The 19,844-nt window shown below is 35.9% G+C and carries 18 protein-coding genes and 1 pseudogene; 17 read left to right on the top strand and 2 right to left on the bottom strand.

Annotated features, from left to right (window positions below; all coding sequences use genetic code 11):
• Genes traL through traN form a run of 11 tightly spaced genes read left to right on the top strand, consistent with a single transcriptional unit; the run spans nt 1 to nt 10,479 of the window.
• Nucleotides 1-297: a type IV conjugative transfer system protein TraL gene (gene traL / locus NF27_RS09945; protein WP_039459121.1), complete on the top strand. Its 297-nt coding sequence runs from the start codon at nt 1-3 to the stop codon at nt 295-297.
• Complete coding sequence (locus NF27_RS09940; RefSeq protein ID WP_039459118.1) at nt 288-836, top strand: TraE/TraK family type IV conjugative transfer system protein; 549 nt, start codon at nt 288-290, stop codon at nt 834-836. The genes traL and NF27_RS09940 overlap by 10 nt, the downstream gene beginning before the upstream one ends.
• Nucleotides 820-1,557 (top strand): TraK domain-containing protein, encoded by a 738-nt coding sequence (locus tag NF27_RS09935; protein WP_039459116.1) that lies wholly within the window; start codon nt 820-822, stop codon nt 1,555-1,557. The genes NF27_RS09940 and NF27_RS09935 overlap by 17 nt, the downstream gene beginning before the upstream one ends.
• Nucleotides 1,557-2,759, top strand: a complete 1,203-nt coding sequence (locus tag NF27_RS11495) for a TraB/VirB10 family protein (protein WP_053332777.1) — start codon at nt 1,557-1,559, stop codon at nt 2,757-2,759. The genes NF27_RS09935 and NF27_RS11495 overlap by 1 nt, the downstream gene beginning before the upstream one ends.
• Nucleotides 2,749-2,988: a hypothetical protein gene (locus tag NF27_RS09925; RefSeq protein WP_039459115.1), complete on the top strand. Its 240-nt coding sequence runs from the start codon at nt 2,749-2,751 to the stop codon at nt 2,986-2,988. Before NF27_RS11495 ends, NF27_RS09925 begins: the two co-directional genes overlap by 11 nt.
• Complete coding sequence (locus NF27_RS09920; protein WP_039459113.1) at nt 2,989-5,538, top strand: TraC family protein; 2,550 nt, start codon at nt 2,989-2,991, stop codon at nt 5,536-5,538. It abuts the gene before it with no gap.
• Complete coding sequence (traW, locus tag NF27_RS09915; RefSeq protein WP_039459110.1) at nt 5,535-6,158, top strand: type-F conjugative transfer system protein TraW; 624 nt, start codon at nt 5,535-5,537, stop codon at nt 6,156-6,158. The genes NF27_RS09920 and traW overlap by 4 nt, the downstream gene beginning before the upstream one ends.
• Nucleotides 6,155-7,156, top strand: a complete 1,002-nt coding sequence (gene traU / locus NF27_RS09910) for a conjugal transfer pilus assembly protein TraU (protein ID WP_039459107.1) — start codon at nt 6,155-6,157, stop codon at nt 7,154-7,156. The genes traW and traU overlap by 4 nt, the downstream gene beginning before the upstream one ends.
• Nucleotides 7,126-7,923 carry a type-F conjugative transfer system pilin assembly protein TrbC gene (gene trbC, locus NF27_RS11490; RefSeq protein ID WP_053332776.1) on the top strand — a complete coding sequence of 266 codons (798 nt, stop codon included), beginning with the start codon at nt 7,126-7,128 and terminating at the stop codon, nt 7,921-7,923. Before traU ends, trbC begins: the two co-directional genes overlap by 31 nt.
• Nucleotides 7,913-9,127, top strand: a complete 1,215-nt coding sequence (locus NF27_RS09900) for a hypothetical protein (RefSeq protein ID WP_039459104.1) — start codon at nt 7,913-7,915, stop codon at nt 9,125-9,127. The genes trbC and NF27_RS09900 overlap by 11 nt, the downstream gene beginning before the upstream one ends.
• The gene (gene traN, locus NF27_RS09895; protein ID WP_039459102.1) at nt 9,115-10,479 is read left to right on the top strand and encodes a conjugal transfer protein TraN; all 1,365 of its coding nucleotides are present in this window, start codon (nt 9,115-9,117) and stop codon (nt 10,477-10,479) included. Before NF27_RS09900 ends, traN begins: the two co-directional genes overlap by 13 nt.
• 4 nt (nt 10,480-10,483) lie before the next feature.
• Here traN and NF27_RS09890 read toward each other — a convergent pair whose 3' ends face one another.
• Together NF27_RS09890 and NF27_RS11485 are read right to left on the bottom strand one after the other, a co-directional pair.
• A complete protein-coding gene (locus tag NF27_RS09890) occupies nt 10,484-10,699 on the bottom strand; it encodes a hypothetical protein (RefSeq protein WP_039459100.1) in 216 nt (71 codons plus the stop codon).
• A gap of 162 nt (nt 10,700-10,861) precedes the next feature.
• Entirely contained in the window at nt 10,862-11,263 is a 402-nt protein-coding gene (locus tag NF27_RS11485; protein WP_053332775.1) for a coiled-coil domain-containing protein, read from the bottom strand.
• Between NF27_RS11485 and traF the strand changes: the two genes are divergently transcribed.
• From traF to mobF, 6 genes and pseudogenes are all read left to right on the top strand, one after another.
• Nucleotides 11,249-12,037, top strand: coding sequence for a conjugal transfer protein TraF (gene traF / locus NF27_RS09880; RefSeq protein ID WP_039459097.1), 789 nt, complete (start codon nt 11,249-11,251; stop codon nt 12,035-12,037). The genes NF27_RS11485 and traF overlap by 15 nt on opposite strands.
• Nucleotides 12,021-13,427, top strand: coding sequence for a conjugal transfer protein TraH (locus tag NF27_RS09875; RefSeq protein WP_039459094.1), 1,407 nt, complete (start codon nt 12,021-12,023; stop codon nt 13,425-13,427). The genes traF and NF27_RS09875 overlap by 17 nt, the downstream gene beginning before the upstream one ends.
• Nucleotides 13,428-13,444: 17 nt before the next feature.
• A complete protein-coding gene (locus tag NF27_RS09870; RefSeq protein WP_039459091.1) occupies nt 13,445-16,225 on the top strand; it encodes a conjugal transfer protein TraG N-terminal domain-containing protein in 2,781 nt (926 codons plus the stop codon).
• Between the two features lie 13 nt (nt 16,226-16,238).
• Nucleotides 16,239-16,574, top strand: a complete 336-nt coding sequence (locus tag NF27_RS09865; RefSeq protein WP_039459088.1) for a DUF6290 family protein — start codon at nt 16,239-16,241, stop codon at nt 16,572-16,574.
• Nucleotides 16,567-18,687 (top strand): type IV secretion system DNA-binding domain-containing protein, encoded by a 2,121-nt coding sequence (locus tag NF27_RS09860; RefSeq protein ID WP_039459086.1) that lies wholly within the window; start codon nt 16,567-16,569, stop codon nt 18,685-18,687. The genes NF27_RS09865 and NF27_RS09860 overlap by 8 nt, the downstream gene beginning before the upstream one ends.
• 18 nt (nt 18,688-18,705) lie before the next feature.
• Nucleotides 18,706-19,844, top strand: a pseudogene (gene mobF, locus NF27_RS09850) (MobF family relaxase); the annotation flags it as partial.

The raw sequence follows: 19,844 nt of genomic DNA, 5'->3' as shown, positions 1-19,844 counted from the left end.
ATGAGCTATCGCATTCCAAAGACATTAGATAATCCGATAAGGTGTGTAGGAATACCTATTGATACGTTAATGGTATTTATGGTGATTTGGAGTGCGTTATTTTTATTTGACCAACCGATTTGGGGAATGGTGGCAGGGGTGATTGGAGCAAATGTATTTTCCAGATACAGAAGCAGATCAATAACCAGAAGATTAGTCAGGTTTATTTATTGGTACCTGCCGTGTGAAGTTAATTTTATTCGCGGTGTGCAAGGGCATCAAAGGAAAATGAATATGGAATTAAAGAAATGGAAGTAGTTAATAGTAAGTTAAGATTACAGCGGAATGTTTTAGTTTTATGTATGGCAACTATGCTTATCTCTAATGTTATGCTTGCCGTCAAACTAAATAATCAAGAAAAGATAGTAATATTAGTGCCGACTTTAGATAAGGAGTTGGCGGTCGGAACCGGTTTTGTTTCGGAAGAATATTTAAAACTTAGAGCGGAACAAATTATTTATCTGTTATTTTCGTTGAGGAAAGAAAACATCGAATATGTAAAGCAGGGTTTATTAAAGCAAATTGATAGCCAAAGCTACCAGGAATTTAAAGCACAACTTGAAAAGCTTAGTTTAGATATTAAAGAGCGCGGATACTTTTACATATTTAACGATATCCAAAAATTTGAAATAGATAGCAAAGACTTAAACGTAAAAGTAAGCGGGTATCTGGAAACATACTTAGGAAATAGTCGGATTGATCGGAAGTTTAAAGAATATGAAGTCTCCTTTGTAAATAGGGGCGGAGTAGTAAACCTCAAGTCATTTAGTGAGGTAAAAAATGAAAAGAACAGTTAAGATTAGCTGCTTAATTATTAGTATTTTATACGGCAGTACAGCTTTAGCTGAAATAAATAACATTCCTGAAATGGCCAAAGAACAGAAGTTTACAATAGCAAATAATGATACTGTCGTAGGGATAGCTTCAAGGCAGGAAATCACACGGATAGTATTTGAGGCAGGAAACATTGATACCGTGCACTCAATTGGAGGAGAGATTGAATATACCGTATCTGGTAAGGATTTATATTTAAAAGTAAATGCGGAAAAACCTATTAACTTCTTTATAAAAACCAGTTTAGGCCATACTTATAAATTTATATTAGATGTAAGGGATATCCCTTCTACTCAAATATTTGTGGGCGTTAAAAGTAAACCAAGGCCGGTTAAAAAACATAAAGTAAACTTTTTTAATGAAAAGATATCGAAAGATAACGAAAGTCGGATTGCAAAGATTATAGATATATCTCTTAAACCTAAGCCCTACATCGGATTTACCATTAAAAAACTATATAAAAAATTAAAAACTACTAACGGGTTGCTTCTCGAGCAGGCCGGAGAAATTGTCGGAAAGCACCTATATGCGCAGAAAATTATTATCACCAATGTTAGTAAATCGGGCTTAGCACTTAAGCTTAATGATTTCCTAGAAGAAGGGTTCTTTGCTTTATACCTGAATAAGGAATATTTGAACGCAGGTGAAGAAGCAATTTTAATTAAAATCAGAGAGCAGCAATAATGGATAAGATATTGGATATATTTGATAAGGTTAAAGAATGGTTTGGTAATACCTTTCTAGCAAGCCAAAGTAATACAAAAGAAGCAAGAAAAAGACAATTAAGGTTAGGAGCTTTGCTGCTGTTTATGTTAGCAATTGCGATATACATCGCAATTGAAACGGATACGAGATCGAAAACAGGATTTAAGGTTAATCAGGAAGAGAATGGTAATTTAATTAAAAAGATAGAGATAGAAGAGCTTGCAAACGGAGTTAGCAATGAAAAATTGTGGACGGAAGATGCTGAGAAAAAAATTGAGGAAGTGAAGCAAGGCCAGATTATAAATAAAAAAGAGCAGGAAGAGCTTAAAGAGCGCATTGAAAAGGATAAAGTAAGTAAGGAAGAGCTAAGTGAATTAATGGTTAACTTAAAAGCTGAACTCGAAGAAAAATACGTTAGAAAGTTTCAAGAAGAAGTTAATAAAATCCAGGCGGAACATTTAAAAAGACAATCTCAAGACAATATGGAGAGTAAATCATTTGTAAAGAAGAAAAAGATTAAGAAGGTTGGAGATTATATACCTGCACTTAGTTATGTTGAAGCCAAAATAATTGCAGGAGTAGATGCAGGAGTTGGAATAAGTGCCGAAGCAGACCCTGATCAAGTATTAATGAGGATAACGGGTAAGTTAGTATCAGCCGGGAATGGCGCAAATTATATAGAGTCTAATAGGCTAATCGGATGCTTACTTTTGGCAAAAGCAAAAGGAAATATATCAAGTGAAAAAGTTACCTTACAGCCTGTAAGTATGACTTGTACTAAAGATGGTCGTACGGCTATTGAGCTGCCGGTTAAGGGTTATATTGCCTCAAGGGGTAAAAGCGGAATTAGAGGTGAGGTAATTTCCAGAGAGGGAGATTTAGTTCTTAAAAGCTTTTTAGCCGGGATAGTAGGGGGATTTGGGAGCGGGGTTGCTCAATTAAGCCAAACACCTTTGGCTCTTACTAACGGTACGCTAATGACTGATAAACAAAAAGTTCAGGATATAGCAACTAGAGGGTTAGGGGCAGGAGTAAGCTCAAGCAGTGACAAGTTATTAGAGTATTTTATTAAAAAAATGGAACAATACCAACCTGTGATTTCTATTAATGAGGGAATAGCAGTCAACGTAATATTTATTGAAGGGTTTAGCTTAAACGAAGAGGATAAAAATGAAAAGTAAAACACTCTGTTTACTTAGTTTATTCGCAATGACTGCTTGTAGCTCAGGCTATAAAAGTACGTGGGATTGCCCGCTTGACAAGGGAGTCGGGTGTAGCTCGCTTGAATATGCCGATAGTATTGCAAGAGAGCAAATTATATTAAATACCAAAGTAAGCGCAAAGAAGAAAGTATTGATTAATGAAGATACTTTAGGCGGGCAGAGTATTTCAGAAGTTGAGATAAATTAAATGAATACAATTAAGCAATATTTTAGGGAATTAAGAGAGGATATAAAGAGCATTAGTTCTTCATATAAAGCAAGGAAGGCATTTGCTAACGATAATAAAGAAAAATATAAAGATCCGAGCTTACTTGATTTTATAAGTTACCGTAAATATCACGTTAAATACGGAGTATTCGAGAACGATACGACTTTAAGTTGCATTATAAAGACCAGCCATTTTTCAGGGGTAGATAACGGAGCAAAACAAGTTTTAAGAGGGATAATTAATAACGGCATACCTCAAGACTGCATTGTGCAAGTAATTAATTATGCTTCACCCAGAGTAGGAGATTTGGTTGATTATTGGCATAGGAGCGGTGCAAATAGTGAGCTGTTTAAACGGATTGCAGATGAAAGAAAGGTATTATTTGAGAAAGGTTCTTGGGAAAGTATTTTAGGAGAAAGACGCAGTTTTGTGGTGAGAAATTTTGAGCTGTATTTTTGTTTTTCCATTCCAAAACCTAAAACCTCTTCCGGAATTAAAGACGGGATATATAGGCTTGAGGCACTCAAAGATAAAATAAGAGAAGGACTGAAGGGAATCAACTGTGATGTAATAAACATAAATGATAAGGACTTAGCAAGTCTGGTAGGGGAATTTATTAACCCTGATAAAAGTTTATATAAAAACTCCAATTTAAAGAAAAAAGAAGATGTAAGGGAATATTTTAGCTCTTCTCACCAAGTGGAAATGGTAAAAGACGGAGTCGTTTTTTCAAATGAAGAAGAAAAATTTAAATATTTGGTATTTGAGGTAGTCGACCTACCGGATACTTGGCGGATAGAAAATAGCGTAGATTTAATGGGGCAGTTTGACGGAGGTTTTGGGCTCCCGTGTCCTTTTTATATTACTTTCGGATTTCAGCTTAAGAGTAAAGAAAGCTCAGAAAGGAGTGCCGACAAATACCGTATGATTAAGACCAAGCAAGGTGAATCAAAGCTTCCTATGTTTTTTCCTAAAATGATAGAGGAGATAGAAGATTGGCAGTTTGTAAGTGCTAAGCTTAACCAAAATGAGCGAATTGGTAAGGGGGTTATGTACATTGTTGCATGTATCAATAACTCTAAGCTTGAAGATAAATACGAACAGATTTTTATAGATCATTTTGCGCGTCTCAACTTTTCAATTGAAAAAGTAAAATACGATACGGTAAATAGTTTTCTAACCACGCTACCTTTTGGAATAGGTGAGAGTTGGCAAATACTTGATCAGCTGAAAGTATCCGCACAATTACTTTCCTGTACTTGTATGAGCTTACTTCCTGTATTTGCCGATATCCAAAACTACGGAAGCCCGCTTATGATGTTTGCCGGCAGAAGAGGACAAATATTTTTCTTTGATAATTATAAGACGGCTGATGATATTAACGGTAATTTCAACGGAATTGTCGTAGGGAAGTCAGGATCGGGTAAATCGGTATGGTTACAGGAATATACGGCTGCATCTTTAAGGTTCGGAGGACAAGTTATTATTCTTGATGACGGTAGGAGTTTTCAAAATATCTGCGGGTTATTGGGCGGGGATTTTGTAGACTTCGGAGGAGGTAGCTTCTGTATAAACCCTTTTTCATTATATAAAGAGCATAATGACGGAGAGAGCGACGAGGAGTATAAAGAGTTTTTTGAAGAGCCGTTTATTGATCTTATAGTCTCTATTTTGTGTATAGTGGTTAATATTGATAAAAACGATACAATTTCTTCAGAGATCGGGCTTTATAAGGCGGTAATGGCAGATGCCGTAATAGAGGTACTGAGAAAAAAGGGTAGAAGCGGCGGATTTGCCGATATCAGAGATGAACTGATTAATAACGCTCACTTAAGAACGGCTCAAACCAAAGATATAGCAGATAAGATAGCATATGTACTAAGGGCATATAGTAACGGCAGATACGCTAAATATTTTAACGGAGAATCAAGTCTTAATATCGAGCAAATGCTTTCAGTTTTTGAGCTTAGCGACCTTGAACATAGTGTAGTATTGCAAAACTCGGTATTAATTACGGTTGTATTTTTAGTATATACCAAAATGAGGGCAAGAGAAAGAAGGCTTGCACTTATTATAGATGAAGCTTGGAGGCTATTAACTCACCCGGCAATTAAAGCATTCCTTGAAGGGATTGCCAGAAGAACCAGAAAGTATAACGGTTGCTTAATTGTTGCTACCCAATTTATGAAGGATTTTGATGAAAGTAGAAGTCCGGCGGCAGCAGCTATTTTATCGCAATCAGATTGGAGGATAATTTTATCGGCAAGCGGTGAAGATGAGTTAATGCTTAAAGAGAAGCTTGGTATGAATGATGCCGAGATTTCAATAGTTACGGATCTGGCGGGTCTTAAGGGGGCTTATTCGGAATTTATGATTAGGCACAAGAATAATAGCTGGCAGATAGGAAGGCTGATGCTGGATAAATTCTCAGCCAAACTTTATTCCACAACTGCAGAAGAGGTAGTACAAGTTAGAAACATGAGGAAGCAAGGCTTTACGGTTGAGCAGTGTGTAGAGAGGTTAATGTGATAAACAAACTTGGGCTTATTTTATTAATTGCAAATCTAATAGTTCCTTCATTACTTAATGCAAAAGATTTCGGGGTTAGCGGGCATACATACGAGATAGCCGAAGAAGATATTATTGAATTTATTAAGAAAAAACTCGCTTCAGCGGATTTGAATAAAATCAATGAAGATATGAAAGAAAGAACAAGGCAGTATATTGAAAGACCGCCTCAGGTTGAAGGTATTATTCAAGCTAAGGAAGATAAAGTTTTTTACTATGATCCTACCTATACACTTGATAGAGATATTATAGACCATAAAGGGACGGTAATACATTTTAAAGGCAAAAAGGTTAATCCGCTTGAGTATATACCGCTTAGAGAAGCTTTATTATTTATAGACGGCGATAATGAGCGGCATATTAAACTTGCACTTGAGGAACGGAAAAAACGAGTAGGTAAAATTAAAATTATTCTTACCAAAGGATCTCCGATTGAGCTTCAGAGAAAACATAAAATATGGATTTACTTTGATCAGGGAGGATTAATTACTAAAAAGTTTGGGATTAAAGAGATTCCGGCAACTGTTGAGCAGGAAGGACTTAAGCTTAGGATTAGTATAATCGGAGAAGCAAATAAATGAATATTTTAAAAGTATTATTGTTTGTTTTAGGAATTATAGCTTTTACACAACCGGCTCTAGCTAAAAAATGTACGGGAGAATTTGTAAATCCGATTACCGATATATGCTGGAAGTGTTTATTTCCGATAACGTTAGGTTCTTTTGAGGTAGTAGGCAGTAAACTGCATGATACGAAAAACCCTTCTTCTCCGATATGTATCTGTCCAAGGCAACTTGGACCGATAACAGTACCGACCCCCGGGATTACGGGAGGGTTTTGGGAACCGTCAAGACTGGTTGATATATCGGCAGAGCCATATTGTTTTGTAAATATGGGCGGCCTTGAAATGGATATGGGATTTGAGAGAAGCCAAGGCGGTAGACCAACCTCTTCGAGTAGTCAGATATCCAGGTGGTATGTGCACTATTATGCTTATCCGATTATCTATATTCTTGAAATATTTATGGATTTTATTTGTTTAGAAAGATTAAATTTCGATGTGCTTTGGATAACAGAAATTGATCCAACCGGAAGTGATGATGAACTTTCGATGTTATTACATCCTGAGGCATTTTTATTTAATAATTTGCTCGCACAAGCTGCGTGTTCAGCGGACTGTGTTTCGGCTTCAAGCGGAAGCAAAGGGAAACCAATTGATTCATTATTTTGGTGTTCGGGATGTCAAGGTTCGATGTATCCGATGAACGGTAATGTTAACGCTCATATTGGCGGGGTTCAAGCAACATTAAACGCTACTCAAAAGATGATTTATAAAATGCATAGGCAAGGTATGGCGCATGAAACTGCTTCAAGTGATTTAAGTAAAATTTGCGATAAACATTTAGCACTAGTTATGAAAAAAAGTCATTACAGATACCAAATGACTAATCCTGATCCTGATAAGTGTGCACCATTTGGCAGAAGCACAACTTTTTTTGAATCGAAGAAGGAAATCCCGATTACAAGTGAAGATTTCGGCTTCTTATTATGGAGGAAAAGAAATTGCTGTATCCTATAAAAATTAGCATTTTAATTGCTTTCGTCTTAAGCATAGTCACGGTTAATTTTGCTTATGCTGATATGCAAAGTATTGTAAGTAATACCGAAAATAGCATTGATAAAAATGAATATAAAAAAGCTATAGATGAAGCAGAAAAAAACAAGCTTCATTATACAGAGCTAGAAGTAACAATTGATAGGATAACTCAAAAAGTTAAGGAAAATAAACCTGAGTATGCAGCAAGTATTGCAGCTGCAGAAGAGAAAACCAAAGAGTATAAATGCTTTGCAGAAAATTTGGTTAAAGAGACGGAGGAAGGCAGTAAAAAGTATGCCGCCAATTTGACAAAAAAAGAGGGAGGAATAGTTGACGGGTGGATTTCTGATTATACAGCAATTAAAGAGTATCAGGAAGATGAAAGAGAAGGGCTTTATATCTTTGTAAGTTTTAGTATGTCTTCATCTCAGCTCTTAAAGTTAAGTGAGGTTGCAAGAAAAGTCGGAGCAAGATTAGTCATTCGAGGATTAAAGGATAATAGTTTTAAAGAAACACTAAGATATATTAAGCAACTAAACGAAGAGGGTATAACGATAGATGTCGATCCCGTAGCTTTTGCTAAATTTAATGTAAATTTAGTACCTGCATTCGTAGTTAGTGAAGGAGATAAGTTTGATAAAATTACCGGCAATATTAGCTTAAACTATGTGCTTGAGCAGTTTGTGGAGAGCGGTGAGGCTGCTTCATTATCTAAAGAATACTTAAAGAGGTTAGGTGATGAGAATTAATATTTTATTACTCATTATATTTCATACTTCGTTTGCATATGCATCTCAAGATATAGAAATGCTGACAAAGTTTAAGCTTGAGTCCGAAGCAACCGCTAAAGGAGCCGCTTCAAAAATAGGAAATAACTTTACCAATATGGAGAACAATACTTTGAAAGACCATATCGGTTATGAAGGTACAAATATACCTGCCATGCATATGCCCCTTGAACAAGCCGAAGGCGAAGGCAAAAAAAAGCGAGAGAAAGTATACGATAAAACCGAAGAATATATATGTACAAAGCAAGATTGTGAAGCAGGGCATACATTTAGTACAAAGGCAACTTTAGAGCGTGAAACCAAGATGGAGGAGGCAGGCTTTATAAGGGATGAAGATAATAACATAATAAATAATAAAGGGTATCTTGATAAAGCACTGAAGACTGTAAAAGATGCAGACGAAAAATTTGATTTTTTAACCGGAGGTTATACGGATTGTAAGCCTGAAGAAGAAGGGAGTGAAGTAAAAAGCGAAAAAAGTTGTGATCAATATTATGATATGAAGGAAAACACCTGCTTCCCTAAACAAGTTGTCGAGATTGATCCTAAATATACATACCTATGTAATAAAAAGAGGGAAGTAAGAGAGAAGCTGTGTAGTGATGTGCTTAAGACCTTAAAATGTGAGAAAACCGGCGCTTGTGATTCAGGCGGGATAGTTTTAACCAGCATAGCTTCTGATATGAAGTGGGTTTACCAAAATATGGTGTTAACTCTAGGCACTATTGCTAATAACTATTGGGGAGGAGCGTGTGTGAAATATTTCAGAAGTACAAAATTTGAAGTCAAAAATAAAAATTTAATTGAAGAATTTAGAATAATTCAGGTTGGTTACGACGACTATATGAGAGTTACCATAAATGGAGTCCAAGTATATATAGGACCGGAAAGTGGGACGCAATTAGAAGTTGTAACTAGGCCAAGTAGGTGGTGGGGACAGCATAAATTAGTAAATACCGGTACTAGAGATTTCGCCTGCGAAAGAAATACAAACTGGCAATTCAATACAAATATTGATTTAAAATCTTATTTAAAAGAAGGTGATAACCAAATTGATATAGAAGTTATTGTATATGGGGGAGGAGAAGGCTGGGTGCTGATTCAGGCAAAACAGCACTGTTGTACAAAATGGGTTGAAGAAAGAGAGGAAACATGCAGTTTCTAACTTCCATACTTATAACTTTAATTTTATTTATTAATACTGCTTATGCTTTTGAAGCAGAAAAATGTCAACCGTTAGAGGAAAAAGTCTGTGTAGATTATTCTGAAAAAATGATCGAAGGGTTCCCTGTAAGTTGGTGTTGGAAATATGAGCAAAGACATAAATGCGTAGGTCGCGAGCAAAATTATTGCCAAGTTTTAGAGGATAACCGCGGATGTAATGAAATAAGCGGCAAATGTATAGAGGAAAGCGGCATTGGTATATGTAAGCATTTTGAGAAAAAATTTGTTTGCGGAAATACGTTTGAAGAGAAAGAAGATACTAAGCTGATTGATTCTGAGTTTAATGTTCTAAGAGATGAAAAAGATATAAGTAACTGTAGTAAAGAAGAGCTCAATAAGTACTGCGAAATTTTAAGTGAAACCTGTATAGAAGGAGCTGAGACCAGAAATATAAACGGTAAGGATGTTTTTAAGGAATGCTGGAAATGGGACAGAAGATATGTTTGCCGGAGTGATAGCTTTGTAGATGAATGCGGAGAGCTTAAAGAAAGATGTAAAGAACTTTCAAAAGAATGTTTACATTATTCTTCTAATGGTAGATGTGAGCACTATGAACTGAAATACCAATGTAGTGAGCAAGTTACAAAAAACGTAGACTGTCTAGCGACAAAGTTTTGTATAGGCGGAGTCTGCGAAACTAAGAAAAGAAATCAATTTAATGATTTCGGCTATGCAATAAGTCACCTTAGCATACTTGCTCAGATGAAATCCAACGAGATGGAAGGTTGTAAATGCCCAGAAGGAAGAAAGGAATGTGAGCCTTCAGAAATACAACCTAAAGATTGTAAATTGTTTAAAGGAGATCGCGGGATATGTAGGCGGGTAACTTCACAGTTTAACTGCTGTTCGATGAAAGGTTTTTTGAGAAATATAGCTAAATGTAGCCAAAAGGAAAAGGATTTAAGGAAGTTAAGAATTGCAGGACGTTGTCATCATGTCGGCAGCTGGAAAGAGTTAAAAGGTCTTAAAAAGAAGGAATCTCACTGTTGTTTTAAAAGTAAACTAGCGAGGATTATACAAGTGGAAGGCAGGAAACAGCTTGGTATCGGCTGGGGCGATAGAAAAAATCCCGACTGTCGAGCACTCACTTTAGAAGAAATACAAAGAATAGACTTTTCTAGAATAGATTTTGGCGAGCTATTTGATGAAATAGTAGAAAAGGCGAAATTGCAAGCTGATAGTCAAAAGGGAGGAATGGCAGACAAAGTAAAAGGTTTCCAATCAAACCCTAGCGCTATGTCGGAGTTAATTAATAAAAAAATAGTCGGATTTTATGAGCATGCCAAGAATTAGTATATTACAGCAGCTTAAAGATACCTATTATCAAACTGATAGTAATTATGTAGAAGAAAAAAATCAACCGCTTAAGATTAGTGAGTTGGGCGTTTATCTTTTCTGCTTTAAGCTCATATTTAAAAGCTTCAAATTCACGACGCAAATTATCAATTTTAAAATCCAGTCTCTCTTCAACTGCTTTAACTTCTTTTTGAGCGCTTTCAAATCTATTATTCATAAAGTTTTCCAACATTGTAAGCTGATCACGCGTAACAAGCTTAGAGAAATTATATTTTCAACTTTCAAGCAAAGATCTAACAATAACTTTGGCTTAATACTCACTAAAGCCGATACCTTACAACTCTTTAACATATTTATGAGCATACAAAGAATCAGTATATTACAGCAGCTTGATAAGGATGCCTATTATCATACCAATAGTGGTAATAAAGCAAGGAATTATCCACTTAAGTATGGTAAGCTGAGCATTAGAGATTTCTGCTTTAAGCTCATTTTTAACGGAAAAAATTTCCGTTTTAAATTCATTTTTAGCAGTGGTGATTTCAGAAATAAATCTCTCTTCAATTCTTTTAATTTCCTTATCAATGTTTTCAAATCTATTACTCATAGAATTATCCAGCATTGTAAGCTGATCACGCGTAGCAAGTTTAGAGAAGTTATATTCCCTGCTTTCAAGCAGAGATCTAACAATAACTTCGGCCTGAGATTCATTAAAGCCGGTACCTTGCAACTCTTTCACATATTTATGAGTATCAAAAGCATGCAGGTGAATATCAGTCATTTTATTAGCTCTAGTTTAATAATTTTTATTATATTTAATATTATACCCCAAAAAGCTTATTCTTTCAAGTTTACTGAAGAAGTGTGTAAGGAATACAAATTAGGCAAGAGCTGGTACTGTGAACCGAAAAAGGGAGAGGAGCAAGAATTAACTGTAGATTCAATACTAAACTCTCCAATCCCTGCAGAAGAAAAAGCAGTAGAGATTAATAAGCTATGGGAACTACAGAGGAAGCGTGCAGTAATTAGCGGCAAACGTGAGGATTTAGAAGGGTTTCTTGATACCCAATTTTTAATCGGGCAAAAAGGTATCGATTTTGCAAGAAACATCCAGCGTATTATCGAAAGCAATCCTAAATATTCCAATAACCAAAGCTATTACCAAAGTATTTCCGATCAAGCAATAAAAGAGGAAGAAATAGAAGCGATTCTTAGGGTCGCAAGTAATAAGTACGGCCTTGCGTTTATTTACAGTAGCGGCTGTCCTTACTGTATGCGTCAGCTCCCGATTCTACAAGCTTTGAAGGAAAAATATAATATAAGTATTTTAGGAATTTCAGTAGACGGTAACTACTATAATGGTTTAAGCGAAAACATTACTGACCCGAGCGTTACAAATGATCCGCTGGTGCAGTCATTTCCTACTATTTTGTTAATAGATAAAGCAAGTCCGGCTAAAATATTTCTTTCTAAAGGATTAATCACCTTAGATGAGCTGGAAGCAAGAATAGTAAATCGAATTATAGAGAGAGAGTCAAATGAAGAGAATAATTAGTTTATCTATAATTTTAAGCTTGAGTCTCAGTAATGCTTACGCAGGAGCGGGCGAGGAATTAAAAGGAATAAACAAGGAGTTAAGTAATGTGTGGAGTGCACTTGGAACTGAAACGGTGACCAATAGTGCAAGATATTATAAAGGCCAGCAGAGAGGCCATTACACAATGGGATCTATGTACTTTGCGCGCAAGAAGAAAAATAGGCCGCTGGTTAGCGTGAACTTTCCTGAAATTGATCTTGATAGAAGCTGCTACAGCCAAGGGGTTTTAAACTTCGGAGGTATTTCCTTTATATCAGGTGATGAACTGAAGAATAAGATGCAGAATATAGTTCAGCAGGCGGGGATGATGTTTGCTTATCTCGGGGTAAGCTCAATAAGCCCTGTTGTTGGAGAAACGCTTCAGGAGGTATATAGTAAATTACAGGAATTAGGCGGGTTTTTAGCTGATGAATGCCAGGCGGCGAAACAAATAGTAAGTTTCGCCGGAGATCAATTATCACAGCACTCTGCGGTAGCTAAGGATATTTTTACTAAGGTGGAAACGGGAGCAGGAAGTAAGAAAGATTTATCTTCGGCATACAAAGATTTTCCTAAAGGGAAAACCGCTGCGCTTAACAAAGCGGCAACTAAGGATGAAAGATTAACTGTACAGGATATTAATATTGCTTGGAAAGCATTAGAGAAGCTAAGTGGAAGTGCTGACAAAGAATTAAAAGAGCTGATGATGACAATAAGCGGCACAATTATCATTAAAGCCCCTAAAAATGATTCCGATGCACCTAGCTATCAATATATCTCATCTACAGTCACAAGCCCCGGCCTACTTGAAGCAATGCTTAAGGGCAGTAAATCAATGAAAGTTTTAAAATGCGCAAAGACAGATACTAAATGCTTAAGTATTACTGAAGCAGATAAGTTTATCGATGAGAAAGAAAGTTTTGAACATAAAGTTTCAGAATATTTTGATAAGTTTAAAGAAGCTTTACAAAAAGATGAAGAACTAGCAGAAGCCGATCAAAAGTTTCTCGCAAAAGCAGGTGTTGCAGCATTTAAGAATTATGATGTTATATTTCAGTATACCAACGCTAACCCTGAATACGAGCAGGGTATTTTAGTAGAGATAGTAGCATGGAATATTTTATATAACTATCTTTCCGATATTTTGAAAGAAGTCAATGAAGCGGCTAATAACTTACAGCTTGCGGCAAATGATGAATTAAAAGAATTTAGAAATTCGGTTAAGTCCGCACAGAAGTTACTTGCCGATTTTGAAATGAAGGACATGTCGCGATACAAGCTGCAATTATTCTTAGTAAAAAGATCGGAAAATATGGAACAGATTATGGCTGATGAGACTGCTCAAATCCTCAGCATGGCTAGAAATTAGATAAAGTAGAGGAAAACATGGAAGCATATGATATTTATACAATCGGATCAGCATATTATTTAGAAAAAATATTTAATGCAATTAGACTTATAGTTGATTCGGAGGGAAGTTTTACTTGGTTAATGAAGTCTTCGGCTTTGATTGCTTTAGTTATACTTGTTACAAGAGCCGGATTAAATAATGATTATAAGTCATTTATAAAATGGTTTTTCGGAGTAACAATTTTAGTAGGTTTCTTTTTAACCAGTAAAGCGACTGTTCATATCCATGACACTCTTCCGGATTCTTACGGTATAGTTCCTGCACCTCGAACGGTTGAAAAGGTGCCACTTGGTTTAGCGCTACTCGGTTCTATGACTTCAAGAGTAGGGTTTGCAATTTCTGAAAAATTTAATACCGCTTTTGCAGGGACATTTGTAAACAGTGAATACCAAAGGACGGGATTATTATTTGGTAGTAAAATTGTAGAAGATGCCGGTAAAATGAGGATTTCTGATACTGCACTTAAGCACTTTATGATCAAATTCTATAAGCAGTGTATAGTACCTGATGTTAATATGGGCTACAACCGAGTAAACGGCTATACGGTTAAAGATTTAGTTGAATCTGAAGATATACTGGATTTTTTAAAGAATCATGCCTCCAAAGCAAGAATGATTTATTTCAACGGTAAGATTAGAGAAGCAAAAGAAGGAGAGAAACCAAATTTTAAGGATTTTAACGGGTATGTAAGCTGTAATAATGCTGCTCTTTATATTTCTAATATGCTTGATTATGAGCTAGATCAAAGAATGCCTAAAATTGCTTCTAGCTTTATGTCTTATTTTTTCCCTGACCAACAAGATGTGGATAAAAGCACTTTATTTAAAACAGTACTGGAAAACAGTTATGGTATTTTTATTAAAAAATCGAGTAACGAAGCAAAAGACATTTTACTTCAAAATGTAATGATTAATACCATAAGCGATACGGTAAGAACATTTGATAAGGCATATGGTAGCGTTGCGACCGATGAAATGTCTAAATCGGCATTTTATTCGGTATCCCAAATGGCACAGAAATTTGTGCCTATCTTAAGAGCTGTACTTGAATGTGTATTTTACGGAGTGTTTCCGTTAATACTTATATTAATGGTTACCCCGATCGGCTTTGAAGTATTAAAAAACTATGGGTTTAGTTTTATATACCTACAACTATGGCAACCACTGTATGCAATACTTTTCTGTATTGCTGCTTCTTGGGGTAAAGCTTATGCATCCGATACTCAAGTGCTTACTTTTGCAACGCATGCAAAAATATCAAAAATTAATGATGAGATATCAATGGTTGCCGGCTATATGCTGCTTTCAATCCCGGTAATTTCTACTTATATAACTAAAGGAATGGTATCGAGTATGGGTAATCTTGCTAGTTCAATATTCTATATACCTCAAACTGCGGCAGTAAATAATGCCGAACAAGTTGTTAAAGGTAATTATCAACTTGGTAATAGCTCTATAGGTAATCATAGTTACAATACGACAAGTGCAAATAAGTATGACGATAACTATTCATGGCTGAGCGGTATGAAATCATTCTCTATGCAAAGCGGCGCACAAGAGCGTATGTTTGCTGACGGGAGGGTAGGTATTGATAGTTCGTCATCTATAAATAATCTTGCCGGGCTTGCCAGAGTTGATTGGAATAAAGCTATGGGAAGCAGGCTTGACCAAAATGAAAGTAGTGCAATGAATAGTATATCCAGGAGCTCAAGTAGCATGGTGGAAAGTTCGGCAGCAGGGTATTCTAAGCTACTCGGCTATAATGATAACTTTAGCCAAAACAGTACTGCATATCAAAGCTGGCAGAAAAACCTTTCTTCTGATCAGAGAACCGCACTTGATAATGTTAAAGGCTTTGTAAGTAAATTATCGGAAAGTCATGGTCTTAGTACACAGGATGCCTTGAGGGTAGCTGTTGCAGCAAATGCTGGAGTAAATATCGGTTTTGGTAAAGGAGGTATGCTCGGTGCAGGTTTAGGCGTATCAGGAAGTATTGAAGGATCAAGAGGCGCTGCCGTGACTGAAGCTTATAATGAAGCCAAAGAAGCTTCAAGGAGTCAAAACTTATCTGAAAGCTTAAGTAAGCTTCAAACTTCAGTAATGAACAACACTTATCAAACACAAGATGGTAGAGCACAAGAAATGATGGATAGAGTACAAAGTGATTTTGCTCAGTCTCAATCAGCTAATTTTGAAAGAACAAAAGCACTCGAAAACCTAAATAGTATCCAAACTGTCAAAGGTTATTATGAACAAAATAGTAATAGTATTAACCAGGATTTATCGCATAAGTTCTCAGAATGGGGAATTAGCAAATTTGGTGCAACTCAATTTGAAAAGATTGTTAGGGATAATCCTGAGCAAACAAATAAGTTACTTAATCAGTTTATAGATGAAAAAGGATTCGGTGATATTGCTAAGCCAAATATTGATGTTGCTCACTTCCAAAGTAAGAATGAAGGGATAGTGGCTGATCATTATAGAGGAAATAAAGAGCAAGTTCAGAATACTCATCAAGTGAATCAGGCTAAGACTGAAGCACAGATGCCTAAAAACTTTAAAGAAGAAACTAAGCAAAATTTACAAACAGCAGAGCAGGTTAAAGACAATGTAATAGAGAATATGCAGTCAACTAGTAATAAGATGAATGATAACGAAGGGCAAGTAAACACTGCAATGTCACAAACAGAGAGAAAAGTAAAAGAAGAAAACCAAAAGACAGCGACTAGAAAAGTATATGAGAAAACTACACAGTAAAAGGTAACAATAAATGTTTAATATAAGATTTTCCGAGGCTGAAGTAAAAGCTTTAAAAAAATTAGCTAAAAATAATGATATGGCTGTTAGTGACTATATACGTTACAAAGTATTTGAAAATAATCCTGAGTTATTTGATATGGAGCATATTTATGAATCCCCCAGCAAAGATAAGCATAACTTTTATACTATGGGAACTCTCCATGATATCTATTTTCTACTTCGGTACTTAATAAGTAACCAGCTGGATAGTGAGGCGTTCAAAGAAATTTCTAATGAATGCAGGGAGTTGGCTAAGAATAAAATTAACCAATACGGATATCTAAAAATTAGGGCTAAAGATGAGTGATTTAATCAGAGGCGGGCAAGTTACTATCCATAAGATTAGAATGCTTATACAAGTAAGTAAAGTTTTAACCCGCTTGAGTTTATTGTTAATACTTGTCTCAATCTTTTATAACTATGCTATTAATATAAGTGCTTCGGAATGGGTGATCGGGGCTGCATGGATAAAGAAAGATATGGTTATATCTTTTAATGAAAATCATCCGATAAAGTATAAAACACGTTTTGGATATGAAAAAACAGTTAAGGCAAAAGATTTCGAAAAAGATCCTTATGTGCGTAAAATAATCAATAAATTTGAGGTTACTTTATATAAAGGGTTGGTGACCTCCGGGATCATGTTATTTATTGTAGTGGGGGGTGTTATATTGTTTTTTTGGCTAAGAGGTAAAACATTAAAAAAGACCAAAAAACTAAGGGGAGCATTTTTAATTACGCCAACAACACTCAAGCGAAAAATCAGAAAGCATAATAACTTGTTTTTAAAAAGTTTAAACGAACATATACCGATAGAAGTAGCAGGGTTTGCTTATCCTGTTACAGGTAGAGTTGATAAAATATATGAACTTGAATCTAAACCACTTTTTGAAGAAACAGAGGATAATGAAAATAGAGAAAGCTACCGGGAAAATGATAAAGATGAGGAAGAACTTCTTAGAAATATAGTTGTAGAAAAGCCGGTATTGAAGTCGGCATCTTGTACTGCCGGCGAACAATCACATACTTTAGTCATAGGCTCAACCGGTGCAGGTAAATCAAGGATAATTGAAGTAATACTACATCAACTAAGGCAAAGAAGGAAGAAGGCAATTATAATAGATATCAAGGGTGATTTTATTCAGAATTTCTACCGTCCTGAACTGAATGATGTCATTCTTAATCCGCTTGATAAGCGTGGAAGAAACTGGTCAATATTTAATGAAACCGATGCGCTTAAAGGCTTTTCTACAATTGCTAAGTCATTACTGCCTAATAATTCACGGGATCCGATTTGGGTTGATGCGGCAAGAGGAGTTTTAGCCGAGATGGCTATGTTGCATTATAATGAAAATCCGTCTTTAAGTGAACTTGCTGATAAGATACTAAAGACGGATTTACCTACTCTTACCAAGTTATTGGAAAAAACAGCTTCCAATAAAATTATTAATGAAGAAATAGAAAAGGCGGCACTATCCGTGCTAATGGTATTAAGCACTTATTTAAGACCTTTAAAGCTATATCGCAGTAATAAAGACTGTTTTTCAATAACTGATTGGGTTAAAGATGATAAGCAAAGTAACTTTCTTTTTATTAGTTCATGTGAGGATGTAAAAGAAGATATTAATCCCCTTGTATCTGCGCAAGTTGACATAGCAATCAGGGCGCTACGTTCATTAAAACAGAAAAGCAAAATCCCTAAAGTTTGGTTTGTATTGGATGAATTGCCTTATTTCGAGCAACCGATACCAAGTCTTGCAGGAGGGCTTGCAACCGCACGTTCATTTGGAGGGTGTTTTGTGCTTGGTACACAGGATATGAGTGCGTTAGCTAAAATATATTCGGATAAAAGTGCACAATCTATAGCTAACAATTGCCGTACCAAAATATTTATGAATGTAGAAGGTAATGAGACAGCTAAATGGTGTTCTGATGCATTAGGTATAGGAGAAATAGAAGAGTGGCATGAAGGTATTTCTTACGGGTCACATGAAATGAGAGACGGGATACAGGTCAATAGAACCAGGACGATTAGACAAACGGCATTACCATCCGAATTTATGCTCTTAAAACTTGGTGAGGGGTATATAAAGTTTCCGGGCTTTGAGCCTGCTAAGTTTAAATTTAAGAGCTGTGATTTTAAGGCGGTTGCTAATACTTTCGAGGAAAATGATGAGCTTCTAGAACTGCTTAAAAAAGAAGTCGAGGAAGGAGAAAAGCGAAGACTGGAGTTAGAAGCTAAATTAAGAGCAATAACAGCACAAAAGGAACCGAAAGAGGATTTAGTAATTAAAGCACCAATACAAGAAGGCAAACTTAAAAAGACAATGAAAACTAAGAGCAAACAATCCGAGTTGAACTTAGCTCCTAAAAAAGAAGGTAAAAAGATAATAGAAATAGAGGCTGAAGATGAATGGTAGTGTTTGGAAGGGTATTAAATGCTTAGTATAAAAGCTTTTAAAAGCGCAAGCTCGGCTAAGGATTATTATAGCCACGGGGATTATTACGGTAAGGAGGGAGAGGGAGTATGGTTTGGGGATGGAGCTAAGGAATTCGGCTTTGGAGGTGAGTTTAACGCCAAAACCGATAAAGCTTTTGAGAATTTATTAAAAGGTCATCTTCCTAACGGACAAATATTAGGGCAAAGAACTAAAGACGGAATTAAGCACAGACCCTGAGCTGATTTAACCTTCTCTTGCCCTAAAAGCTTTTCTATTGAAATGCTAATTAATGCAAGCGTGGAAGAAAAACGGGCTTTGGATAAAGCATTAAATAATGCCTTGAGTAAGACACTAAGTTTTGTAGAGAAGGAAGGATTTATAATTACTCGTAGTCAAAAAGGTGGAACAGAAAGAGAACCGGCTGATAAGCTGACATTTGCAACTTTTAAGCACACGACAAACAGGAATCTTGAACCGCAAGTACATGTGCATTGCTTCTTAGCTAACGCGGCAAAAGGTAAGGACGGTAAATATAGAAGCATAGTTTTAGATACACTATTTGAGAACAATAAATTTATCGGCCAAGTATTTAGGAATGAACTGGCACTTGAAGTTAAAAATTCAGGATATGACATACGCACTACTAAACTCTCTGATGGAAGTAGTTCATTTGAGCTTACCAAAATAAACCCTAAGCTAATAGAAGCCTTTTCTACCCGAAGAAAAGAAATAGAGCGACTGTGCAAAGAGCTTGGTGTTACCACTAAAGAAGGCAGGGATGCGGTAGTTATTAACTCCAGAAAAGCTAAGCGGCTGGTAAAAGAAGAAGATTTGCTTAATACCTGGAAGGAAGTGCAGAGCAATATATTAAAAAAAGTTGAGAAAGAAGAGCAATTGCATAAGGTAGATTCACAAGAGTTAGAACAGAACAAAAGTATATTTAGTAAGATAATTGATAAATTATTTAAGGCAGAAGAAATAGAAGAAAAGCAAATGTCTTTAACTACGAAGGAGCTGGCGATGCTTTGTATTGAGGATGTATCGTATACGGAATCTGTTTTTACCCAACCTGAACTGATTAGCAGGGTTTTAAAATATAGTATAGGGAATGCCTCAACCACGGAAATACAAAAAGA

It is taken from the genome of Candidatus Jidaibacter acanthamoeba (genome assembly GCF_000815465.1).
Classification (GTDB): domain Bacteria; phylum Pseudomonadota; class Alphaproteobacteria; order Rickettsiales; family Midichloriaceae; genus Jidaibacter; species Jidaibacter acanthamoebae.
The sequence above is the reverse complement of the archived record's forward strand: the minus strand, read 5'-3'. Positions and strand labels throughout refer to the sequence as shown.

What these genes read in the sequence shown, in the direction of transcription:
- NF27_RS09900 (WP_039459104.1), top strand. Translation starts at nt 7,913, where the DNA reads ATGAGAATTAATATTTTATTACTCATTATATTTCATACTTCGTTTGCA.
- NF27_RS09860 (WP_039459086.1), top strand. Translation starts at nt 16,567, where the DNA reads ATGAGTGATTTAATCAGAGGCGGGCAAGTTACTATCCATAAGATTAGA.
- NF27_RS09925 (WP_039459115.1), top strand. Translation starts at nt 2,749, where the DNA reads ATGAAAAGTAAAACACTCTGTTTACTTAGTTTATTCGCAATGACTGCT.
- NF27_RS09935 (WP_039459116.1), top strand. Translation starts at nt 820, where the DNA reads ATGAAAAGAACAGTTAAGATTAGCTGCTTAATTATTAGTATTTTATAC.
- NF27_RS09890 (WP_039459100.1), bottom strand. Translation starts at nt 10,699, where the DNA reads ATGAATAATAGATTTGAAAGCGCTCAAAAAGAAGTTAAAGCAGTTGAA.
- NF27_RS09875 (WP_039459094.1), top strand. Translation starts at nt 12,021, where the DNA reads ATGAAGAGAATAATTAGTTTATCTATAATTTTAAGCTTGAGTCTCAGT.
- NF27_RS11485 (WP_053332775.1), bottom strand. Translation starts at nt 11,263, where the DNA reads ATGACTGATATTCACCTGCATGCTTTTGATACTCATAAATATGTGAAA.
- NF27_RS09940 (WP_039459118.1), top strand. Translation starts at nt 288, where the DNA reads ATGGAAGTAGTTAATAGTAAGTTAAGATTACAGCGGAATGTTTTAGTT.
- traL (WP_039459121.1), top strand. Translation starts at nt 1, where the DNA reads ATGAGCTATCGCATTCCAAAGACATTAGATAATCCGATAAGGTGTGTA.
- NF27_RS09870 (WP_039459091.1), top strand. Translation starts at nt 13,445, where the DNA reads ATGGAAGCATATGATATTTATACAATCGGATCAGCATATTATTTAGAA.
- NF27_RS09920 (WP_039459113.1), top strand. Translation starts at nt 2,989, where the DNA reads ATGAATACAATTAAGCAATATTTTAGGGAATTAAGAGAGGATATAAAG.
- trbC (WP_053332776.1), top strand. Translation starts at nt 7,126, where the DNA reads ATGGAGGAAAAGAAATTGCTGTATCCTATAAAAATTAGCATTTTAATT.
- NF27_RS09865 (WP_039459088.1), top strand. Translation starts at nt 16,239, where the DNA reads ATGTTTAATATAAGATTTTCCGAGGCTGAAGTAAAAGCTTTAAAAAAA.
- traU (WP_039459107.1), top strand. Translation starts at nt 6,155, where the DNA reads ATGAATATTTTAAAAGTATTATTGTTTGTTTTAGGAATTATAGCTTTT.
- traN (WP_039459102.1), top strand. Translation starts at nt 9,115, where the DNA reads ATGCAGTTTCTAACTTCCATACTTATAACTTTAATTTTATTTATTAAT.
- NF27_RS11495 (WP_053332777.1), top strand. Translation starts at nt 1,557, where the DNA reads ATGGATAAGATATTGGATATATTTGATAAGGTTAAAGAATGGTTTGGT.